16 protein-coding genes and 1 tRNA gene are annotated in these 16,796 nt (G+C 58.2%); 8 read left to right on the forward strand and 9 right to left on the reverse strand.

Annotation, left to right across the window (positions count from 1 at the left end; all coding sequences use genetic code 11):
* Positions 1 to 6: 6 nt before the first annotated feature.
* From G7Y51_RS13720 to G7Y51_RS05340, 3 genes are all read right to left on the reverse strand, one after another.
* Positions 7 to 843 (reverse strand): protein-glutamate O-methyltransferase CheR, encoded by an 837-nt coding sequence (locus G7Y51_RS13720; protein ID WP_241160144.1) that lies wholly within the window; start codon positions 841 to 843, stop codon positions 7 to 9.
* Positions 844 to 1,517: 674 nt separating this feature from the next.
* Positions 1,518 to 3,455: a HEAT repeat domain-containing protein gene (locus G7Y51_RS05335; RefSeq protein WP_165175335.1), complete on the reverse strand. Its 1,938-nt coding sequence runs from the start codon at positions 3,453 to 3,455 to the stop codon at positions 1,518 to 1,520.
* Between the two features lie 26 nt (positions 3,456 to 3,481).
* The gene (locus G7Y51_RS05340) at positions 3,482 to 4,546 is read right to left on the reverse strand and encodes a chemotaxis response regulator protein-glutamate methylesterase (protein ID WP_165175336.1); all 1,065 of its coding nucleotides are present in this window, start codon (positions 4,544 to 4,546) and stop codon (positions 3,482 to 3,484) included.
* A 136-nt stretch (positions 4,547 to 4,682) separates the two neighbouring features.
* Between G7Y51_RS05340 and G7Y51_RS05345 the strand changes: the two genes are divergently transcribed.
* A tRNA-Pro gene (locus G7Y51_RS05345) sits at positions 4,683 to 4,760 on the forward strand.
* Here the strand turns inward: G7Y51_RS05345 and G7Y51_RS05350 are convergent.
* Genes G7Y51_RS05350 through G7Y51_RS05370 form a run of 5 tightly spaced genes read right to left on the reverse strand, consistent with a single transcriptional unit; the run spans position 4,739 to position 9,441 of the window.
* The gene (locus tag G7Y51_RS05350; RefSeq protein WP_165175337.1) at positions 4,739 to 4,894 is read right to left on the reverse strand and encodes a hypothetical protein; all 156 of its coding nucleotides are present in this window, start codon (positions 4,892 to 4,894) and stop codon (positions 4,739 to 4,741) included. The genes G7Y51_RS05345 and G7Y51_RS05350 overlap by 22 nt on opposite strands.
* Before the next feature lie 8 nt (positions 4,895 to 4,902).
* Positions 4,903 to 5,727 carry a lysophospholipid acyltransferase family protein gene (locus G7Y51_RS05355; protein WP_165175338.1) on the reverse strand — a complete coding sequence of 275 codons (825 nt, stop codon included), beginning with the start codon at positions 5,725 to 5,727 and terminating at the stop codon, positions 4,903 to 4,905.
* Positions 5,724 to 6,953, reverse strand: a complete 1,230-nt coding sequence (locus G7Y51_RS05360) for a replication-associated recombination protein A (RefSeq protein WP_165175339.1) — start codon at positions 6,951 to 6,953, stop codon at positions 5,724 to 5,726. Before G7Y51_RS05360 ends, G7Y51_RS05355 begins: the two co-directional genes overlap by 4 nt.
* Before the next feature lie 2 nt (positions 6,954 to 6,955).
* Positions 6,956 to 7,708: a 16S rRNA (uracil(1498)-N(3))-methyltransferase gene (locus G7Y51_RS05365; protein ID WP_165175340.1), complete on the reverse strand. Its 753-nt coding sequence runs from the start codon at positions 7,706 to 7,708 to the stop codon at positions 6,956 to 6,958.
* Positions 7,705 to 9,441, reverse strand: coding sequence for a hypothetical protein (locus tag G7Y51_RS05370; protein WP_165175341.1), 1,737 nt, complete (start codon positions 9,439 to 9,441; stop codon positions 7,705 to 7,707). The genes G7Y51_RS05365 and G7Y51_RS05370 overlap by 4 nt, the downstream gene beginning before the upstream one ends.
* 580 nt (positions 9,442 to 10,021) lie before the next feature.
* Between G7Y51_RS05370 and G7Y51_RS05375 the strand changes: the two genes are divergently transcribed.
* Genes G7Y51_RS05375 through G7Y51_RS05385 form a run of 3 tightly spaced genes read left to right on the forward strand, consistent with a single transcriptional unit; the run spans position 10,022 to position 12,891 of the window.
* Positions 10,022 to 11,059, forward strand: a complete 1,038-nt coding sequence (locus G7Y51_RS05375) for a GAF domain-containing protein (protein ID WP_165175342.1) — start codon at positions 10,022 to 10,024, stop codon at positions 11,057 to 11,059.
* Positions 11,060 to 11,061: 2 nt separating this feature from the next.
* Positions 11,062 to 12,087: a rod shape-determining protein gene (locus tag G7Y51_RS05380; RefSeq protein ID WP_165065692.1), complete on the forward strand. Its 1,026-nt coding sequence runs from the start codon at positions 11,062 to 11,064 to the stop codon at positions 12,085 to 12,087.
* A gap of 12 nt (positions 12,088 to 12,099) precedes the next feature.
* The gene (locus G7Y51_RS05385) at positions 12,100 to 12,891 is read left to right on the forward strand and encodes an inositol monophosphatase family protein (protein WP_165175343.1); all 792 of its coding nucleotides are present in this window, start codon (positions 12,100 to 12,102) and stop codon (positions 12,889 to 12,891) included.
* Between the two features lie 53 nt (positions 12,892 to 12,944).
* On the opposite strand, the gene G7Y51_RS05390 is transcribed toward G7Y51_RS05385, so the two are convergent.
* A complete protein-coding gene (locus G7Y51_RS05390; RefSeq protein WP_165175344.1) occupies positions 12,945 to 13,466 on the reverse strand; it encodes an NUDIX hydrolase in 522 nt (173 codons plus the stop codon).
* Here G7Y51_RS05390 and rimI point away from each other — a divergent pair.
* From rimI to G7Y51_RS05410, 4 genes are all read left to right on the forward strand, one after another.
* Positions 13,465 to 13,929 (forward strand): ribosomal protein S18-alanine N-acetyltransferase, encoded by a 465-nt coding sequence (rimI, locus tag G7Y51_RS05395; protein ID WP_241160143.1) that lies wholly within the window; start codon positions 13,465 to 13,467, stop codon positions 13,927 to 13,929. The two genes, G7Y51_RS05390 and rimI, sit on opposite strands and share 2 nt — an antisense overlap.
* 47 nt (positions 13,930 to 13,976) lie before the next feature.
* On the forward strand, positions 13,977 to 14,732 hold the full coding sequence (gene tpiA / locus G7Y51_RS05400) for a triose-phosphate isomerase (protein ID WP_165175345.1): 756 nt from the start codon (positions 13,977 to 13,979) through the stop codon (positions 14,730 to 14,732).
* 291 nt (positions 14,733 to 15,023) lie between these two features.
* Positions 15,024 to 15,428 (forward strand): preprotein translocase subunit SecG, encoded by a 405-nt coding sequence (secG, locus tag G7Y51_RS05405; RefSeq protein ID WP_165175346.1) that lies wholly within the window; start codon positions 15,024 to 15,026, stop codon positions 15,426 to 15,428.
* A gap of 182 nt (positions 15,429 to 15,610) precedes the next feature.
* Positions 15,611 to 16,672 (forward strand): Smr/MutS family protein, encoded by a 1,062-nt coding sequence (locus tag G7Y51_RS05410; protein WP_165175347.1) that lies wholly within the window; start codon positions 15,611 to 15,613, stop codon positions 16,670 to 16,672.
* Positions 16,673 to 16,796 lie beyond the last annotated feature (124 nt).

Here is a 16,796-nt window from a genome sequence, read left to right on the forward strand (position 1 = left end):
CCGGCATCAAGCCATTTTACGATAGACAATAGTCCCCTTATGATGCTCAAGCTGGAAAGCGCGACTGATATTGTGCAATGATTCCGAATGGCCGATGAGCAATGACCCGCCGGGTTCCAGGTTATCGTAAAAGGCGTTGATCACCTTTCGTTTCATTTCATCGTCAAAGTAAATGATCACATTGCGGCAAAAGACTATCTGCGATTTTTCCACGCGTCTGAGCTGCTCTTTGTCGCTCAAATTGATTTGACCGAAGGAGACAAGGTTTTTGAGCATGGGGTTGACTTTGTAAACATTGCCTTCCTTGGTGAAATAGGCGTTCACAATCTCCTTGGGGGTGGTGCGCAGCGCGTATTCATTATACACGCCGCGCCTGGCCGCAGCCAGCACCGCTTCGGACAGATCGTTAGCCGTAATCTTAATGTCCCAGAGGCGGATGTCGCTTTTCAGCACCTCATGCAGAATGATCGCCAGCGTATAGGGCTCTTCACCTGTGGAACATCCGGCGGACCAGATCCGCAGCCGTTTGCGCCCGGATTTTCTACACTGCTCCAGTGTTTCGGCCAGAACGCTTTTTTGAAAAACTTCAAGCTGCGGAGGATTGCGAAAAAAGCTCGTTTCATTGGTGGTGACCACCTCAAAGAGCTTGTTCAACTCGTTGCGCCGGTTAGCATCAAAGCGCAGAAAGTTGTAATATTCGTTATAGCTCTTGAGGTTCAATTCCTTGATTCGAATGGAAAGCCTGTTTTCCACAAGATATTTGCGGTGTTCAGCAATAAAAATGCCGCATTGCTGGTAGATAAAGTCGCGGAGCTGCAGAAATTCTTCATCGGAAATCTGCAAATCCTTGCGAAAGGGCGAGGCGCCCCGGAAGCTGGGAGCCGTCTGAGCCTGCGATCGAAAGGCCGAAGCCGGCTGCCCGGTCTGGCTCATGCCCGCAGCAGGCTGCTGCTGACTGCGGAACGAAGGGCGCGGCGCGCTTGTGGGCGTGCCGAACGCCGAAGCTTGCGCGCCTGCCTCTGTTTTGCCGGTTGTCCGGGCAAAAGAGCGGAAGGTGGAAGCCGGTTGGTTTTGTGCCGCAGGGGAAGCCTGCACCGGCTGCCGGAATGCGGGAGCCGGGCGCGCGGCTTGCGCGCCTGCCTCTGTTGTGCCGGTTGTTCGGGCAAAAGAGCGGAACGTGGAAGCCGGCTGATTTTGTGCCGCAGGGGAAGCCTGCGCTGGCTGCCGGAATGCGGGAGCCGGGCGCGCGGCTTGCGCCGCGGGTCTGAACGTGGACGCGGGCTGAGTGCCGGGCGTGGTTTGCTGTGTTGAAAATCTGGATGCCGAGGGATTCAGGCCGCTGCCGGCAGAAAGCGGCGATTGCCCGGCAGGCCTGAATGCGGAGCCGGGCTGCTGGGCCGGACCTGCGGACGCCGGTTGCCCGACGGAGCCGGGGTTGAGTGTGGCCTGCGGATCGGCATCAGAGGCGTTTTTCGACGTCTGGATTTTGGAAAAAAAACTGGGGGGGATTGACATGCCTACTCCTGTTCCGCCTGGATGGCCGCAACGGCTTCAGCTGCGGCATGCTGAATTTCGGGATCTTCATGATCCATCATGCCCAGCAAGACGCTGAAAGCGACATTGCCGCCGATTTTACCCAATGCCTCAATAATTTTAAAGGCAACCATGGGGCTTGCATCTTCCAGCATTTGCGACAGGGTAGGCACGGCCTCAGCATTTTTATTGACGCCCAGAGCCTCAATGGCGCGGATGCGCACCCAGTCGTTTTCATCCCGCAGCGCGGTGATCAGATGCGGGATAACAGCGGACGTTCCGATTTGCCCCAGCAGATTCACCAGAGCGGTGCGCACGTCTTTGTTTTCGTCAGAAAGACGTGGCAAAAGCCGGGGCAGATAGCGTTCCGCATTGCCGCCCAGATTCAAAAAAGCCTCTACGGCCGTCTGTCGCACGCCGGGATCTTCGTCCTTCAGGGCTTCGGTCAGCTCCGCAAGATTTTCCGCAACACTGTAACGGCCCAGGGCATAGACGGACATCATGCGCTGCATGGCGTCGTCGCTGTGAAAGCGCTCCTTAAAGCGCACATTCAGCGTGGGATTGTGCAGATTGATGCAGGCCTCCAGAGCCATCTCCGCAACATCCGCAGAGCGATGATCCAATTGGCTGAAAACCACATCTTCCACATCCGGGCAGGTGTGTTGGTTGCCGAAAAAAAACAGCGCGCTCTTCAGTACTTCAGTATCTTCGCATTCGTCAATGACCGAGAGGAAAAAAGGCATGTCGTCGCAATTACCCAGTTGAGCAACTTCCGCTACGGCGGCTCGTTGCAGATCAGGGTTTACGCGCCAGAAAGCCGTTTTAATTTCTTCCACGGGGCGACGATCATCCATGAGCTGGCAGGCTTCCATGGCGATCATAACCCGGTTTTCGTCCTCGCTGCGCAATGCGTCCCGCACTGTATCATTATAGCCGATAGAGGCAATGGCGCGAATGGCGGCTTCGTACAGCTCGGCTTTCCGTTCCGGATCAAGGCGCGCGGCCAGCTCCAGAATGGCGCTGCTGGCATCTTCCTTGCCGATGCCGCTCAGGCCTTGCAGCGCGGCCAGCAGAATATCTTCGTCACTGTCCGAAAGGGCATCCAGCAAGTAGGTCCGCAGGCGTTCCTGGGACTTGGCCGCCAGCAGCGAGAGAGAACGCCCGCTCAGGATCTGCACGATGGCTTTGACGATCTTGTGGCGCAACGCCACGCTGACGTTTTCCAACGCGTTGAAAAGCAGAGGAATGGTTTTGATATCGCCCATGTCGCCCAGGGCGTCAATGATGGCGGAACTGACCAGAGGCGAGGATTGCGGCAACAACTGCACAAGAGCAGTGGTGGCCGAAGGATCCTTGATTTTCGCCAGGGCTTCCACCACGGCGAACTGAACCCACTCTTCATCGTGCATGGCCTGGCAAAGAGCGCCCACAGCCTCTGGATATGCCAGAGTGCCCAAGCTGACGGCCGCCTGATAACGCACATTGACTTCCGGATCCTTGAGCAGGGCGTCGCAGAGCAGCAGCGCTGCCTGATGATTGCTGCAATGGCCGAGAATATCGGTAATGAAGATGCGCAAATCAGGGTCGTTGTCATGCAGATAGGGCTGCATGCTTTCAATGCTGTCCAGGCCGATTTCCCGCAAGATGTCCATGGCCACATTGCGCACCGGCGCCTCGTCGCTGCGCAGCAGCGGCAGCAGGGCGTCAACTGTCCGCGCCCCCCGGATTTTGCGCAGGCCGTACTCGGCGGCTTCCTGCACGCCGGTATTCTTGCTCTTGATCTGTTCGCAAAGCAGGGGCACCGCCTCTTCGAGGAGCATGTCGCCCGCGCTGAAAGCGGCGCTGCGCACGGCATCATTGTCGTCGGATTGCAGAGCCGCAAGAATCTGAGCCACGTCTTGTTGCAGAGTTTCCACTGTCATAATTTCATGTCCTGCTGAGCTGCGATTCAGCCTTTGACCGTTGCGATGATGGCTTTTGCAATATCTTCTGCATCCAGAATCAGATTGGCGAGTCCCGCGTCCACCACGGCCTTGGGCATGCCGTAGACCACGCAGGAGGCTTCGCTCTGGGCAATGAGGCAACCGCCCTTTTCCCTGAGCACCTTAGCCCCGTCGCAGCCGTCAGAGCCCATGCCTGTGAGCATGACGCCGAGGGTGCGCCGCCCCATGGCGCGGCCGGCCGTTTCCATGAGAACATTGACGGTGGGCTTGTACAGGGCCTTACGGGGCTCTTCGGTCACAACCACTTCAGGCAGGGGACCGCGCATCCGTACCCCGATATGCTTGCCGCCGGGGCAGACATAGGCATGGCCGTTCTTGAATTTGTCGCCGTTCTCCGCTTCGGAAACGGAAATTTTGCACACGCTGTCCAGGCGTTTGGCAAAAGGCCCGGTAAACGCGGCCGGCATATGCTGGGCAATAAGAATACAGGCGGGTATATCCGCGGGCAGGGCGGCCAGCACTTTCTGCACCACAGGCGGCCCGCCGGTGGAAACGCCGATGACCACCAAATCGCGCGGACCGCGGCAGGGCGTCTGCACATAGTCCGCGGGCTGGCTGGGAGGGCGGGGCACAACAGGGGGCACGATATGGTTGATACGGCGGTACTTCATTTTAATGATGGTTTTTTTGCGGGCCACAGCTTTGACTTTGCGGCGCAATTCCACACCAAAACGATCGCGATCATTGCTCATGGTTTTAGGAATAAAATCCAGCGCCCCCTGTTCCATAGCCTTGAGCGTGGTTTCCGCTCCGCTTTCCGTAAGAGAGCTGACCATGATCACCGGCAGAGGATTGGTCCGCATCAGTTCCTGCAATGTGCTCAGCCCGTCAAGGCGAGGCATTTCCACATCCAGGGTCACGATGTCCACATCCAGTTCCGCGGCTTTCTTAAGCGCCTCCTGCCCGTCCCGCGCAGTGGCGGCGACTTTGATATCCGGGTCCTGCTCCAGCAGGGCAACAAGAGCGTTGCGCATAAAGGTTGAATCGTCCACGACAAGAACACGAATCATAAATATGCTCACTCCGGAATGATGTTTCCCCGTATCGTTCAAGCGGATTAGGGCATGTTACGCCAGGAGCGGACTTTTGACAAATACAAAAATAACTTGCAAAAAAAAAGGAGGTGGGGTAAGGTCTCCTTCTTAACGGGATGTGGCTCAGCTTGGCTAGAGCGCAGCGTTCGGGACGCTGAGGCCGCGCGTTCAAATCGCGCCATCCCGACCAGGAAAAACAGGACTTGCGACAATTGCCGCAAGTCCTTTTTTTTGAAAGCCTGGAGGGGCTTTGCTTGTTTTTTGCAGAGCAACCGCTGGTCCTTCCAGAGCATTTTTTGATTGAAAATGAATAGGTTCAATCAAAAAATGCTCTAGCGGTTCACGCCGTCCTTTTCCTGCCAGGCCGCCAGGGTCGTGGCGATATACTCGCTGACCGCCGCATGTTCTTCTTTGCCCTGTCCCTGCACACGGATGGGCTTTGCAAAGCGGTAGCGTATGGCCATGCCCGCCTTGATCGGGCCGAGTTCCTTGATCTTTTTGCCCTGTCCCCAGGCGTCGGTTTTGAGCGCCAGCGGCACCAGGGGCACTTTGGCCCGCCGGGCCAGTTTTACGCCGATGCTGTTGAAGCGCTGCGCGTCAAAAACAGCAGAGCGCGTGCTCTGGGGGAAGACAATGATGGAAATGCCTTTTTTGAGCCGCTCCACGCCGCCCTCCAGCACTGCGGCCAGATCTTCGCGTGGATTGACCCGGTTCACCACAATGGGGTCGCGCGAGCGCATCACCGCGCCGAAAAAAGGCATGGTGGTCAGGCTCTTTTTGACGACAAAGGTGACGGGCCTGCGCGGGCGGATCATGCCCGGCAGCATGAATGTTTCCAGGGTGCTCATGTGGTTGGCCACAAAGAGGCAGGGGCCGTCCACGGCAGTGACGGCATCCATGCCCTGCACGTCAATGGGGCAGCCCAGGCTTTCCATCAGCTCGGCCACCCAGACACTGGCATAGACCCAGGCCGCGTCGTCGCATTGCCCCTTGGCGGCTCTGCGGCACAGCCAGCGCAGCGGCCCCAGAAAAAGCCGGCTGTAGAAGCTCAGGGAGGGGAACATACGGCGGAACGGGCCCGCGTGGAGCACAGGGCTTCTGTAAAAATCGCCGCTGAGAAACTTTGTTGCGAATACGCCGTCAACATGCGGGATCATGCGGGATCTTCCGTCTTTTTGATTTTATGGAGTTTGCGCCACCATTGGGAAAGACGCGGCTCCTCGCCGTTATCGCGCGGCTGGTAGAAACGTCGGCCCTCCAGTTCCTGCGGCAAATACGCCTGCTCTATCCAGGAATCGGGGAAGTTGTGCGGGTATTTGTATTCTTTGCCGTACCCCCATTCTTTTTGCAACTGTGTGGAGGGGTTGCGCAGATGCAGGGGCACAGGCCGCGCGCCGTTGAGTTTTACCTCGCGCGCCGCATTGAGGTACGCAGCGTAAGAAGCGTTGCTCTTGCGCGCCAGGGCCAGGTAGACCACGGTTTCAGCCAGAGGAATAAAGCCCTCGGGCATGCCCACGAACTCAACGGCCTGCTGGCAGGCCACAGCCAGGGGCAACGCGCCGGGATCCGCCAGGCCCACGTCTTCCGAAGCCGAGAGAATGAGCCTGCGGCAGACGAAACGCGGATCTTCGCCGCCTTCCAGGAGGCAGGCCAGGTAATAGAGGGCGGCGTCCACGTCGCTGCCGCGGATGGATTTGATCAGGGCCGAGGCCAGCTCATAATGGTTGTCGCCGTCCTTGTCGTGACGGATCAGCACTTCGGGCAACGCGGCCTTGATCTGCTCAAGATTCTGGCGATCGCCGGGCAGGGCAGCCACATACTCCACCAGATTGAGCAGGGTGCGCGCGTCGCCGTGAGAAACGCCCGCCAGCAGCTCCAGCACGTCATCCTGCAGGGGGGCGCTCAGCTCCTGCGCGCCGCGTCGCGCCAGCTGCACGAGTTCCGACCGGCCCAAAGGGCGCAGGCGAAGGACATGCAGGCGGGAGAGAAGTTGCCGGGTGACGCTGAATGAGGGATTCTCCGTGGTGGTGGCGAGCAGCGTCAACTCGCCCGATTCCACCAGAGGCAAAAAGAAATCCTGCTGCGCCTTGGAAAAGCGGTGGAGCTCATCCAAAACCAGAATTTCCACGCCAGCCAGCGCACGTCGCAAATGTTGCAGGCCCGCTTCCGGCGCGCTGAGGCGCAGATATTTTTTGTCGGTGGATTTGGCCAGCAAAATGGCCAGCGTGGATTTGCCGCAGCCGGGCGGCCCGAAAAAAAGCAGGCTCGGCAGGCGCTTGGCCTGCATCAGAGAACGCAGGCGATCCGCCAGATGCGGCTGGCCCAGAAAAAGCGCCAGATCATCGGGGCGCATGCGCTCCGGCAGAGGTTTGCTGATCGCCATGCTTAGTTCCCTCTGATTTTCCCGGCTCTTGCGGGCAACTGTGAAGCCCACCAGTGAATGCCCAGACAGAGCGTGGCCGCTGTCTCGCAGCGCAGAACGCGGGCGCCAAGGCTCACCGGCGTAAATCCAGCTTCACGCAGCGCCGCGAGCTCGCGGCCGGAAAAACCTCCCTCCGGGCCGATGACATAGACGGTGATCCCCGCTCTGCCCGCCATATCCGGAGTAAGCATGGGCACATTTGTCTGCATTTCCCATGGCAGAATACGGTAATCAGCCTTTGCGGAGAGGGCGACGAGCTCCCCCACGCCCGAAGAGAGAGCACGCACCTCTGGCAGCCAGGGATTGCCGCACTGCTTGGCCCCGGCGATCATCTGGCCCTGCCAGGAAGCTTGCGCATCGGCAGGCAATTTGCCCTGACTGTGATCGCCCTGCCAGAGCCAAACGGCATGGGCGCCGAGTTCCACGGCCTTTTCCATGAAAAAGCCGCGCCGCACCGCCTTGCTGAAAGCCAGAGCCATGACGGCCAGCGAAGCCGGGCGGGGAAAAAGCTCCTCGCGCACTTGCTCCAGCCAGGCGTTTTTTTTGCTCACCTTGCGGATGACAAAGCGGCCGATACGGCCCTGCCCATCAAGCAGCCCGACTTCGCGTCCGGCTTCAAGCCGCAAGACCTGCGCAAGATGTCTGGCTTCCTGGCCTTCCAGGCAGACTTCCTGCCCCCATTCATCGGGCGAAAGGTAAAAAAAAGGCACGCTCATACCGGCATCGCTTCTTTCAAAGCCTTGGTTTCAGGGCCCAGGCGCGCCTTGCGGACAGCCTTGAAGCCATCCAGCAGGGAGACCAGCCTCCCGTAGTTTTTGCGTATCTCCATACCGGCTTTGGTCAGGTTTTCCTCTGGCACGTCCAGATAGTTGCGCCGCAAATAGCGGTTTTGGAGGATTTTTTCCATACATTCAATGACATCGTCCACAAGGGCGGGAAAAAAGTTGACGATTTCAAACTTGAGATCGTTGAGAAGATCCACGGCTTCATGCATCATCTGGCGGTAGGTGATGCGCGCGCCCTTGAAAACACGCTGACAGAGGTCTTCAAGAATACGCACCCTGCGAGCCTGCTGAATATAGCTGAAACGTGTGCGCACTTCCTGGTAGAGCTCACGCATGCCGTCAAAAATATCGCTGTTTTCCGGCGCGTACAGGTAGCCGGAAACCACCTTGCTGACATTGGAGAAAAACTCGTCGCTGTAGCTGATCATCCTGCGTTGATGCTTGGTCAGCCAGGTATAAAGAAATTTAAGGCGTTTCTCGTCGGTGTCGGTGTTTTCAACCACCTCGGTTCGCTTGTAGATGATGCGCCCGGTGAACTCGCCTCGAACGATGTCGTTGAGGCGCAGAAACATATTGCTGGCATCCTTGATGATGTTCAGCCCCCGCAGCGCTTCGCCGGTGAGCGGGTGGAGCACTTCCTGACCGGCCACGGAAAGAGCGCGATCCTGACGCACATTGCTGGAGTCAAAACGGTGCTGCCTGTAAAGAATCCGGATAATGACCACCCGCCTGGGCTTGTCCAGAAAAAATCCGTCATCGCCGATTCTTTTCAGGGCTTCCTCCTGATCCGCATCCACAGCCACAAGGGCGATTTTTTCCAGGAGAGGATAGCGCCTGTTTTCACCGGTTGACGTATAGGTCGTCAGGGTGCGATCCGTCTGGCCTATGACCCGCAAGAGGAAACGCTCGCCCATTTTGTGCAGTTTGCGGGCAAAAAGGGCGCTGGAGGTGCGGCGCTCCGAGACAACAGGAAAGCCGTAAAGCTCCATGAGATATTGATAGACAAACATGCGGTTGCGTTCATAAAGCTCGCTGTCGCCATAGACGAACTTGCCGATGCGGATGCCAAAGCGCTTCAGCTCGCTGTCGATGTCCGAAGGGAAAGAAGCGAAGACCCCGGCCAGGTGGAAAAGCCGATCCGCGTCCCAGGCCAGAACCTGAGCCCTGTCCATATTCAGAAGATAGGGCATGAGCGCGGGGTAATTGTCCAGCAGCGCAGTGTCCGTGTAGCGAAACTCCTGGCGGAACGCCTCCTGAAGCACGCGGGGCAACCGTGAAGAGAGGGTCTGAAGATTCTGCTCAATGACCTGATGTTCCAGCGGGCAGCAGGCTCCATCGCCCTCCGTGATCACGGGATGGAGCTTGTCGAACTGAAAAATTTCGGAAAAATAATCCAGCTGGCGGGGAAAGGCCACAAGCGCGAAGCCCGGCAGGTTCTTGTATTCAAACATGTCATTGTCAAAGGAGGGCAAAAGCTCGCGCGCTTCCACAAGGGGATAGTTCTTGTTTTCCTGATAGGGTTTGACGAGGCAGAAGCGGATGTGCACCGCGTCCAGAAAGCGTTTGAGTTCAAGCAGATCCCTGACGGCAATAGGCTCGGAGAGAGTCATGGCGTTCCGCCAGGGCAGACCGTCTTTGCTGAAAACCTCTTGCCATTTAATCATCTGGTAAATCCCGCGCCTCTTTTTTTGCTCTTTTAGCATTTTTTTAAACTTTTTTCCAGTAGGAACCATCCGGCGCCCAGAGCAGACGCATAAAATGCGTCTGCTCTGGCGGCGATGCGACAGCATCGCCCGAAGCCGCAGGCTTCGTGGGAGCGAAGTGCGGCTCCGCCGCCGAAGCGGCTCTTCCCATCGCTTGTGATAACATAGCAAAATTATTGTACTTAATATTTAACTGCGTCAGCCCTGACCCGGCGCAAAAGGCAGACGCATCTTATGCGGCAGCCCTGATACGGCGCAACGAGCCGGGACTCCTGAAATATATGTAAAAATATCGCAAGGTTGGCATGCAGCCTGCGCAAAGCCGCCCCAACTTCCAGCGCAGTTTATGGTTTCGGCCAATACTTGCCAAGGCCTGTTCAACTCCCGAAGATTTTTATGGCTTGCCCGCCATGCGCCGTCCGCCCGCAAACCGCGATGCGCGCAAAAGCAGTTGCGACGCCTGGGCCGCTTTGTTACAATCTTTTTTGCGGGCGAGTGTTTTTCGGTCCGTCGCACCTCATCACCCTCAACCCCATGCGCCATGACCGCCAACACTCTTGAAAAACATATTCTGAGCATTGTTTGCAGTGTTTTTGACGCGTATTCGTCCGTGCTTTTTCTGCCGGATGAAGAAGGCGAAACCCATCATCTGGCCGCGTTCTTCAGCCTGGGCGATAAAATATCCTCCACGGCGGCCGTTTTGCCGGGCAAGGGGCTTGTGGGCTGGATCATCCGCAACCGCCAACCTCTGCTGGTGCCCAATTTCGATCAGTGCCAGAGCAATCTTGGCTATTACACGGTTAATGAGGAAGCCAGCATCAAGGCCTTCATGGGCTGTCCGGTGCCCACGGGCGGGGCGTTGTGCGTGGACAGCAAGCGTCAATACTCCTTTTCCGACAAGGATCATAAAATCCTCCAGCTTTTTGCGGAGCTTGTCTCTCGCCAGCAGAGCAATCGCGGCCGTCAGGAACTTGCAGGGGATATTCCGCGCTATTTTGCGGAATTGGGCGTGATTCAGGATCTGCGCTTCCGTTACAAACGCTGGCCGCAATTTCTGCAGAACTATTTGCGCACCATGACCGAGGCCACCGGCTTTGATTACTGCGCCTTCGCTTCAGTGGACACGCCCGGCGAAACCTATTGCGTGGAGTGCGAATCAACCCGTTTGCTGCTGGCGGAAGGCGAGCCGCTGGTTCTGCCCATGGGCAGCGGCATTGCCGGTTGGGTTTTCCGCAATGATCAGCCTGTGGTGGCCGAAGGCGTGGAAGGGGCCCCCGCCTCAGTGCTTTTCGGCAAGCTTCCGGACATGCCCGACTTTCAGGCGGCCGTCTGCATGCCGGTCATGGTCAATAAAAGCACGCGCGGAGTTCTCTGCCTTGCCCATACCAGCCCACGCCAGATAGACGAAACCATGCGCAGCTTTGTCCGTCAGGCCGTGGACCATCTGGCGCTCTTTCTGGAGAATTTGTATCTTAAAACCCGTCTGCGCTCATTGCTGCCCAAAGCCCGGGTGCACAGCCACGGCCCGCAGGTCTACGATCCCGACAGCGCGCCCGTGCCTTCCGGCAAAGAATTCTGATCATGCTTTTGCCGCGTCTTTTCCGCTTTCTCTCCAAAGACATCGCCATGGATTTGGGCACGGCCAACACCCTGCTGTACACCAGGGCTCAGGGCATTGTGATCAATGAGCCCTCGGTGGTGGCCATCGACGTGCAGAAAAACAGAGTATTGGCCGTGGGCGCCGCGGCCAAGGAGTATCTGGGCCGGACGCCCCAGCGCATCCGCGCCGTTCGCCCCATGAAGGACGGGGTTATTGCCGATTTCGACGTGACCCGCGACATGATCGCCTACTTTGTGCGCAAAGCCATTACCGGGCTGCGGCTGGCCAGGCCTTCGATGGTAATCTGCATACCCACGGGCATTACGCAGGTGGAAAAAAAGGCGGTCATTGATTCCGCTCTCCTGGCCGGGGCCGCGGATGTGGCCCTGGTGGAAGAACCCATGGCCGCTGCCATCGGCGCGGATCTTCCTATCCATGAGCCATTGGGCAATATGGTGCTGGATATCGGCGGCGGCACCAGCGAAGTGGCGGTCATTTCTCTTGCCGGCATTGCCGGCTCCCAGTCGGTCCGCGTGGCCGGGGACGCCATGGATATGGCCGTGCAGCGTTTTATGCGCGATGTCTTTCGCATGGAGCTCGGCGACAATACGGCTGAAAATGTCAAAAAAATTCTGGGTTCGGCCATTCCGCAGCCCCATGCGCCCGTGCTGGAGGTTTCCGGCAAGGATATGCTCCATGGAGCGCCCAAAGTGGTCACTGTCACGGAAGGGCATATCCGCGAGGCCCTGCGCGAACCGGTACAGGCCATTTTGAATGTGGTGTTGCGCGCTCTGGAAAAAACGCCGCCGGAACTTTCCGCCGACATTTACCGCAACGGCATGCTCATGGCCGGGGGCGGCTCTCTGCTCAAAGGGCTGGATCAATTCATTTCCCGCGAAACCCGCCTGAAAGTCTTTGTGGACAAAGATCCGCTCACGACAGTTTTGCGCGGTACGGCTCGCGCCATGCTCGACCGCCGGACGTACCATTCCGTCTTCATCAACTGAAAAGAGAAAAATATGTCCCCAGCGTCGTCACTTTTGCAGGAGTGCGTGGCCATCGTTCGCCAAAGCGGCGGGATTATCCGCTCGCACTGGTCGCAAGCCAGTCAGGTACGTCACAAGGGCAGCATTGATCTTGTCACGGAAACGGATTTGGCGGTGGAAGCCTTTTTAAAGGAAAATCTGGCCAGGCTTCTGCCCGGCGCCACCTTTCTGGCCGAGGAGAGCAGCCGGGCGGATCAGGAACCCGGAGAGCTTTGCTGGATTATCGATCCCGTGGACGGAACCACCAACTTTGTGCACCGCATTCCGCAGGTGGGCACTTCCGTGGCCTTGTGGCAGGGCGGGCGGGTCGTGCTGGGCGTGGTCAACGTGCCCATGCTGGACGAATGCTTTTGGGCCGCACGCGGGCAAGGCGCTTTTTGCAACGGCAAAGCCGCGGGCGTGAGCAGGGCCTCCCAACTCAATGACGCTCTGGTGGGAACCGGTTTTCCCTACGATGTGGCCGATCACCTGCCGGAAATCATGGCCCGTCTGGCCGTCGTCCTGCCTGCCGCCCAGGGCTTGCGACGCATCGGCGCCGCTTCCATCGACCTGGCGTATGTGGCCTGCGGGCGTCTGGATGCTTTTTATGAGGCCGGACTGAAGCCCTGGGATCTGGCGGCGGGCTGGCTGCTGGTTGAGGAAGCCGGCGGCCGGGTCAGCAACTTGCGCAAGGGCGCCCTGCGCTTCGGGGATGCGCTCTTGGCCAGCAATGGCCGTTTGCACGATGCTCTGGCGGATTTGTTTGCCGGGATCAGCCCTCAGTAGCGTATATTGCTTTTGAAACGCTCGCTCCGGCGCTTCACGGCGCACATAAATTATTATCCTGGCCGCAGATAGCCCCCTTGTACGGCAATGCGCAGCAAGGGCGAGAGCAAATCCGTAAAGTGCGCGCTCAAGCCTTTGAGTTCGTCATAGTCCAACAACATATGCCTGTCAGGGTCAAAAATTTTTTCTGCGGCCAGCACGGCGGGCAAGCGGGCCTCAAAAATCGCCACAAAGGCCTGGCGGCCTTCCGCATGGGGAGGGCAAAGCCCCAGGGGCAAAAGGCGGCTGCCTGCCCTGTCCCAGTCATCACGGAGCAGGGCGCGGGCCCGATCCTCAAACGATTGTCCAGCCTGCACAAGGCCAAAGGACGAAAAGCCCCAGCCCAGGCCCGGCCGGAACGTCAAAAGCGCCCTGCCTGTGCTGTCGCGAATCAGCAGGGCCGTGGCGCGATGCCGGAGCCGCTGGCGCAAAACATCTTCCCAGTTCATGACGCAGAGGGGCGCATTGTGCCTGTCCACTACTTCAAGATAGCGCGGGGCGTTTTTCAAATCCGGATAAAAAAGGTTTTTCTCCATGAGTGATCCTGTTTCCGGCGCAGTGCAGTTCCAGCGTCTTGACGTGCGTCATGTCGGCATGATGCATGAACTGGAGCGGCGCTGTTTTCCGCTCCCCTGGTCTGAAGAGCAGTGCCGCGCGGCTTTTGCGCAACCGGCATTCGCAGCCTTTGGCCTGCTTGGCGGGCAGGGGCTTGTGGCCTATGTTTCCGTCTATCATACCGTGGATGAGCTGGAAATACTTAACCTGGCCGTTGTCCCGGAGGCGCGCCGCCAGGGTCTGGGCCGCCGCATTCTGCATCTGTCCTTGCAAGTGGCGCGTAAAATGGGTATGCATAGAGTTCTGCTTGAAGTGCGCGCAGGCAATCACGCCGCCATCAGCCTTTATGAAAGCAGCGGCTTTCAGCGGATCGGCCTGCGCCCCCGTTACTATACCGATTCCGGCGAAGACGCGCTGATTTACGCTTGTGCGCTGGCATCCTGACGAGCTCCTCATGTACGCCTTCGTCTCAAACATCTCAGAGGCTTTTTATGCAGAAGATCATCGCTGCCAATTGGAAGATGCACAAGACCCGCGGCGAGGCCGCGCAAACAGCGAAAGATCTGGCGGCGGCCCTGGCGGAGAAAAATCTTGAAGGCCGGCAAGTGCTGGTCTTTCCTCCTTTCACGGCCATCGCCGACGTGGCCGCGGCTTTTGCAGGCAAGGAGGTTCTGGCCGTAGGCGGCCAGAACTGCTACCCTGCGGAACAGGGCGCGTACACCGGCGAAATTTCTCCGGGAATGCTGCGCGATGCCGGGGCAAGCTGGGTTTTGACCGGGCACTCCGAGCGTCGGCACGTCCTTGGCGAAAGCGACGCTTTTGTGGCCGACAAAACGGCTTTTGCTCTGGCTCACGGCCTCAAGGTCATGCTCTGCGTGGGGGAAACCTTGGATGAACGCGTCGCAGGCCGCCTGCATGAGGTACTTTCCCGCCAGCTTGGCTCAGCCGTCGGCCCGCTTGCTCAGGAGCGTCTGGCCGGACGTCTGGCCATTGCCTATGAGCCGGTTTGGGCCATCGGCACCGGCAAGGTGGCCGGGCCTGAAGAAGTGTTGGAAGCCCACGCCGAAACCCGCAGATTGCTCACGGAATTTGCGGGAGCGGACGGGAGCCGCCTGCCCATTTTATACGGCGGCAGCGTCAAAGCGGACAATGCCAGGATGCTTATCGGACTTGACAATGTGGACGGTCTTTTGGTAGGAGGCGCCTCGCTGGAGGCACAAAGTTTTGCGCAAATCGCAGGGGTTTAGGCTCCTTGAGAGCGTTTTGCCAATGAAATTAGAGCGGTTTGCTAATGAAATTAGCTGAACGCTCTGGCGACAGCAACGCTATGGACCGCACCGATCCGGCCTGAGAGCTTTTCAAGGGCAAAATGCTCTGGCTTTTCAGCGGGCAGGGCAGTTTTCCGTTGACTTTGCATTGCCTTATGCCCTTGCTTTTTTATGGGTCGATTGCATACACAATGTTTTTTTCATGAACATCGGGCTCTGGGCCCGTTTCCGGGGCGCTGTCGGGCAGTGCCGGGCAGCCAGGAGGAAATCGTGCAAACTCTCATTCTTACGCTGCATATTATCGTGTGCATATTGCTGGTCATTCTGATTTTGCTTCAGTCTGGCAAGGAAGGCATGGGCGTCATTTTCGGAGGAGGCAACACCTCCGTCTTCGGCAGCAGCGGCGCGGGCAGTATCCTGGCCAAGCTGACGACCCTGATGGCGGTTATTTTTGTCATTACTTCCCTGAGCTATACCTATGTGACAAGCTCGCGTCCCAGCAATGATTCCACTATTCTGAACGTCACCATCGAAGAGCCTGCCGCTCCCGTGACACCGCCTGCCAAGCCCGAACAGAAGAGCGAACAGGCTGCGCCGGCTCAGCAGCCCGCGGCTGCCTCTGACGTCCAATCGCCGCCGGCCCCTGCCGGCAACGGCACAGGCGGCGCACAATAATCCCTTGTCCTTGAAAGGCGTCATAACCGCGGCATTGCCGCGGTTTTTCTTTCTCTTCCGGAAGAAATCCGCAGTGAAACGCCGTGAGTTGCTGCCAGAGAAGCACGCCCTCTTGCTTCCACCAGAGTATTTTACTATTTTCAACGCTGGAATGCTTTACCTCCAGCAGGATGCCCCTCGCCATGTCCGATAATGCCTCATTCACGGAAAACCCTTTTCGAGCCCTGAACCCCAAACTCTTTCCCGAAAAGAGCAGACACGGCGCAACGCTTCCGGCGTCTTTGCCCGGTTCGGCCCTGGAACGAACAAAACAGCAAAGCGGGGGGCGCGGCGCGGTGCCGGGCAAAGCGGCTTCCAATGCCGCCCGGCAAGCGCCGCAGGCGCCGGACGCGGAAGAAAACCGCCTGTTTCTGCAGGCCATGAGCCGCGTGCTGTCGCCTGCATCGCGCGAATCCAGGAAAAGGCGGGGTTTTTCCCTGGCAGAGCACTGTGCCTTGCCCACAGGCACAGATCGGAAAAAGGCGCGGGAGGGGTCTCAATCCCCTTCTGCTGCGCCGGACAAAGCGCAGGGCAGCAGCGCCAAAGACGTTGTCGGGGAAAAAGCAGCGCCTGCCGGATCGACCATCCCGCGCTCTCCGCTGGACAGTGAAAACCCTCTTTCCGTCGAAGACGAGGAAGCTGAGGCTTTTTTGCGCGCCATGCGGCAGGTGCGGCCTCTGCAAGCACGCGGGCGGGAAGTTGTGCCTGAGCCGTCGCCGAGCACCATGCCGCCGCCCCAGGCCGGACTGAGCTTGCAGGATTTTCTGGACGGGAAGTTGGAGTTTGCTCTTTCCTTCACTGATGAATATCTGGAAGGGCATGTGGTAGGCCTGGATCAGATGATCATGGACAAACTGCGTGCCGGCCTGCTGAGCCCGGAAGCACATCTCGATCTGCACGGTCTCAATGCCGTGCAGGCCTTTGAGGCCTTGCGCGGATTTATGCGCGGCTGCTGGTACAAGGGCTTGCGCACGGTGCTGGTGGTGCCGGGCCGGGGCCGCAATTCCCCGGACGGCATGGGAGTATTGCGGGAGAAATTGCAAAGCTGGCTGACGCAGGAGCCCTTCAAGCGCGTGGTGCTGGCTTTTTGCACAGCCCAGCCCCATGACGGCGGCCCGGGCAGCGTGTATGTGCTTTTGCGCAAGTATCGTAAAAAAGGGCGTATTTACTGGGAAAGAATGCCTGCCGACGCGGATTTGTATTAGAGCATTTTGCTTTTAACTTTTTACATATCCACAGGATTTAAACCATCCTTCAGCGTCTTTTTGTGTGATACAACTTAATGCTTTTCCAATGGATTTATACAGTTCATCACATGTTTTTGCTTTC

Origin of the sequence: Desulfovibrio sp. ZJ369 (assembly GCF_011039085.1) — a bacterium.
GTDB lineage: Bacteria > Desulfobacterota > Desulfovibrionia > Desulfovibrionales > Desulfovibrionaceae > Desulfovibrio.

Bases quoted from the DNA above. Each gene is read 5' to 3' on its own strand.
- G7Y51_RS05380 (WP_165065692.1), top strand. From the start codon at position 11,062: ATGCTTTTGCCGCGTCTTTTCCGCTTTCTCTCCAAAGACATCGCCATG.
- G7Y51_RS05365 (WP_165175340.1), bottom strand. From the start codon at position 7,708: ATGAGCGTGCCTTTTTTTTACCTTTCGCCCGATGAATGGGGGCAGGAA.
- G7Y51_RS05410 (WP_165175347.1), top strand. From the start codon at position 15,611: ATGTCCGATAATGCCTCATTCACGGAAAACCCTTTTCGAGCCCTGAAC.
- rimI (WP_241160143.1), top strand. From the start codon at position 13,465: ATGAGTGATCCTGTTTCCGGCGCAGTGCAGTTCCAGCGTCTTGACGTG.
- G7Y51_RS05335 (WP_165175335.1), bottom strand. From the start codon at position 3,455: ATGACAGTGGAAACTCTGCAACAAGACGTGGCTCAGATTCTTGCGGCT.
- tpiA (WP_165175345.1), top strand. From the start codon at position 13,977: ATGCAGAAGATCATCGCTGCCAATTGGAAGATGCACAAGACCCGCGGC.
- G7Y51_RS05360 (WP_165175339.1), bottom strand. From the start codon at position 6,953: ATGGCGATCAGCAAACCTCTGCCGGAGCGCATGCGCCCCGATGATCTG.
- G7Y51_RS05370 (WP_165175341.1), bottom strand. From the start codon at position 9,441: ATGATTAAATGGCAAGAGGTTTTCAGCAAAGACGGTCTGCCCTGGCGG.
- G7Y51_RS05340 (WP_165175336.1), bottom strand. From the start codon at position 4,546: ATGATTCGTGTTCTTGTCGTGGACGATTCAACCTTTATGCGCAACGCT.
- G7Y51_RS05390 (WP_165175344.1), bottom strand. From the start codon at position 13,466: ATGGAGAAAAACCTTTTTTATCCGGATTTGAAAAACGCCCCGCGCTAT.
- G7Y51_RS05385 (WP_165175343.1), top strand. From the start codon at position 12,100: ATGTCCCCAGCGTCGTCACTTTTGCAGGAGTGCGTGGCCATCGTTCGC.
- G7Y51_RS05375 (WP_165175342.1), top strand. From the start codon at position 10,022: ATGACCGCCAACACTCTTGAAAAACATATTCTGAGCATTGTTTGCAGT.
- G7Y51_RS05355 (WP_165175338.1), bottom strand. From the start codon at position 5,727: ATGATCCCGCATGTTGACGGCGTATTCGCAACAAAGTTTCTCAGCGGC.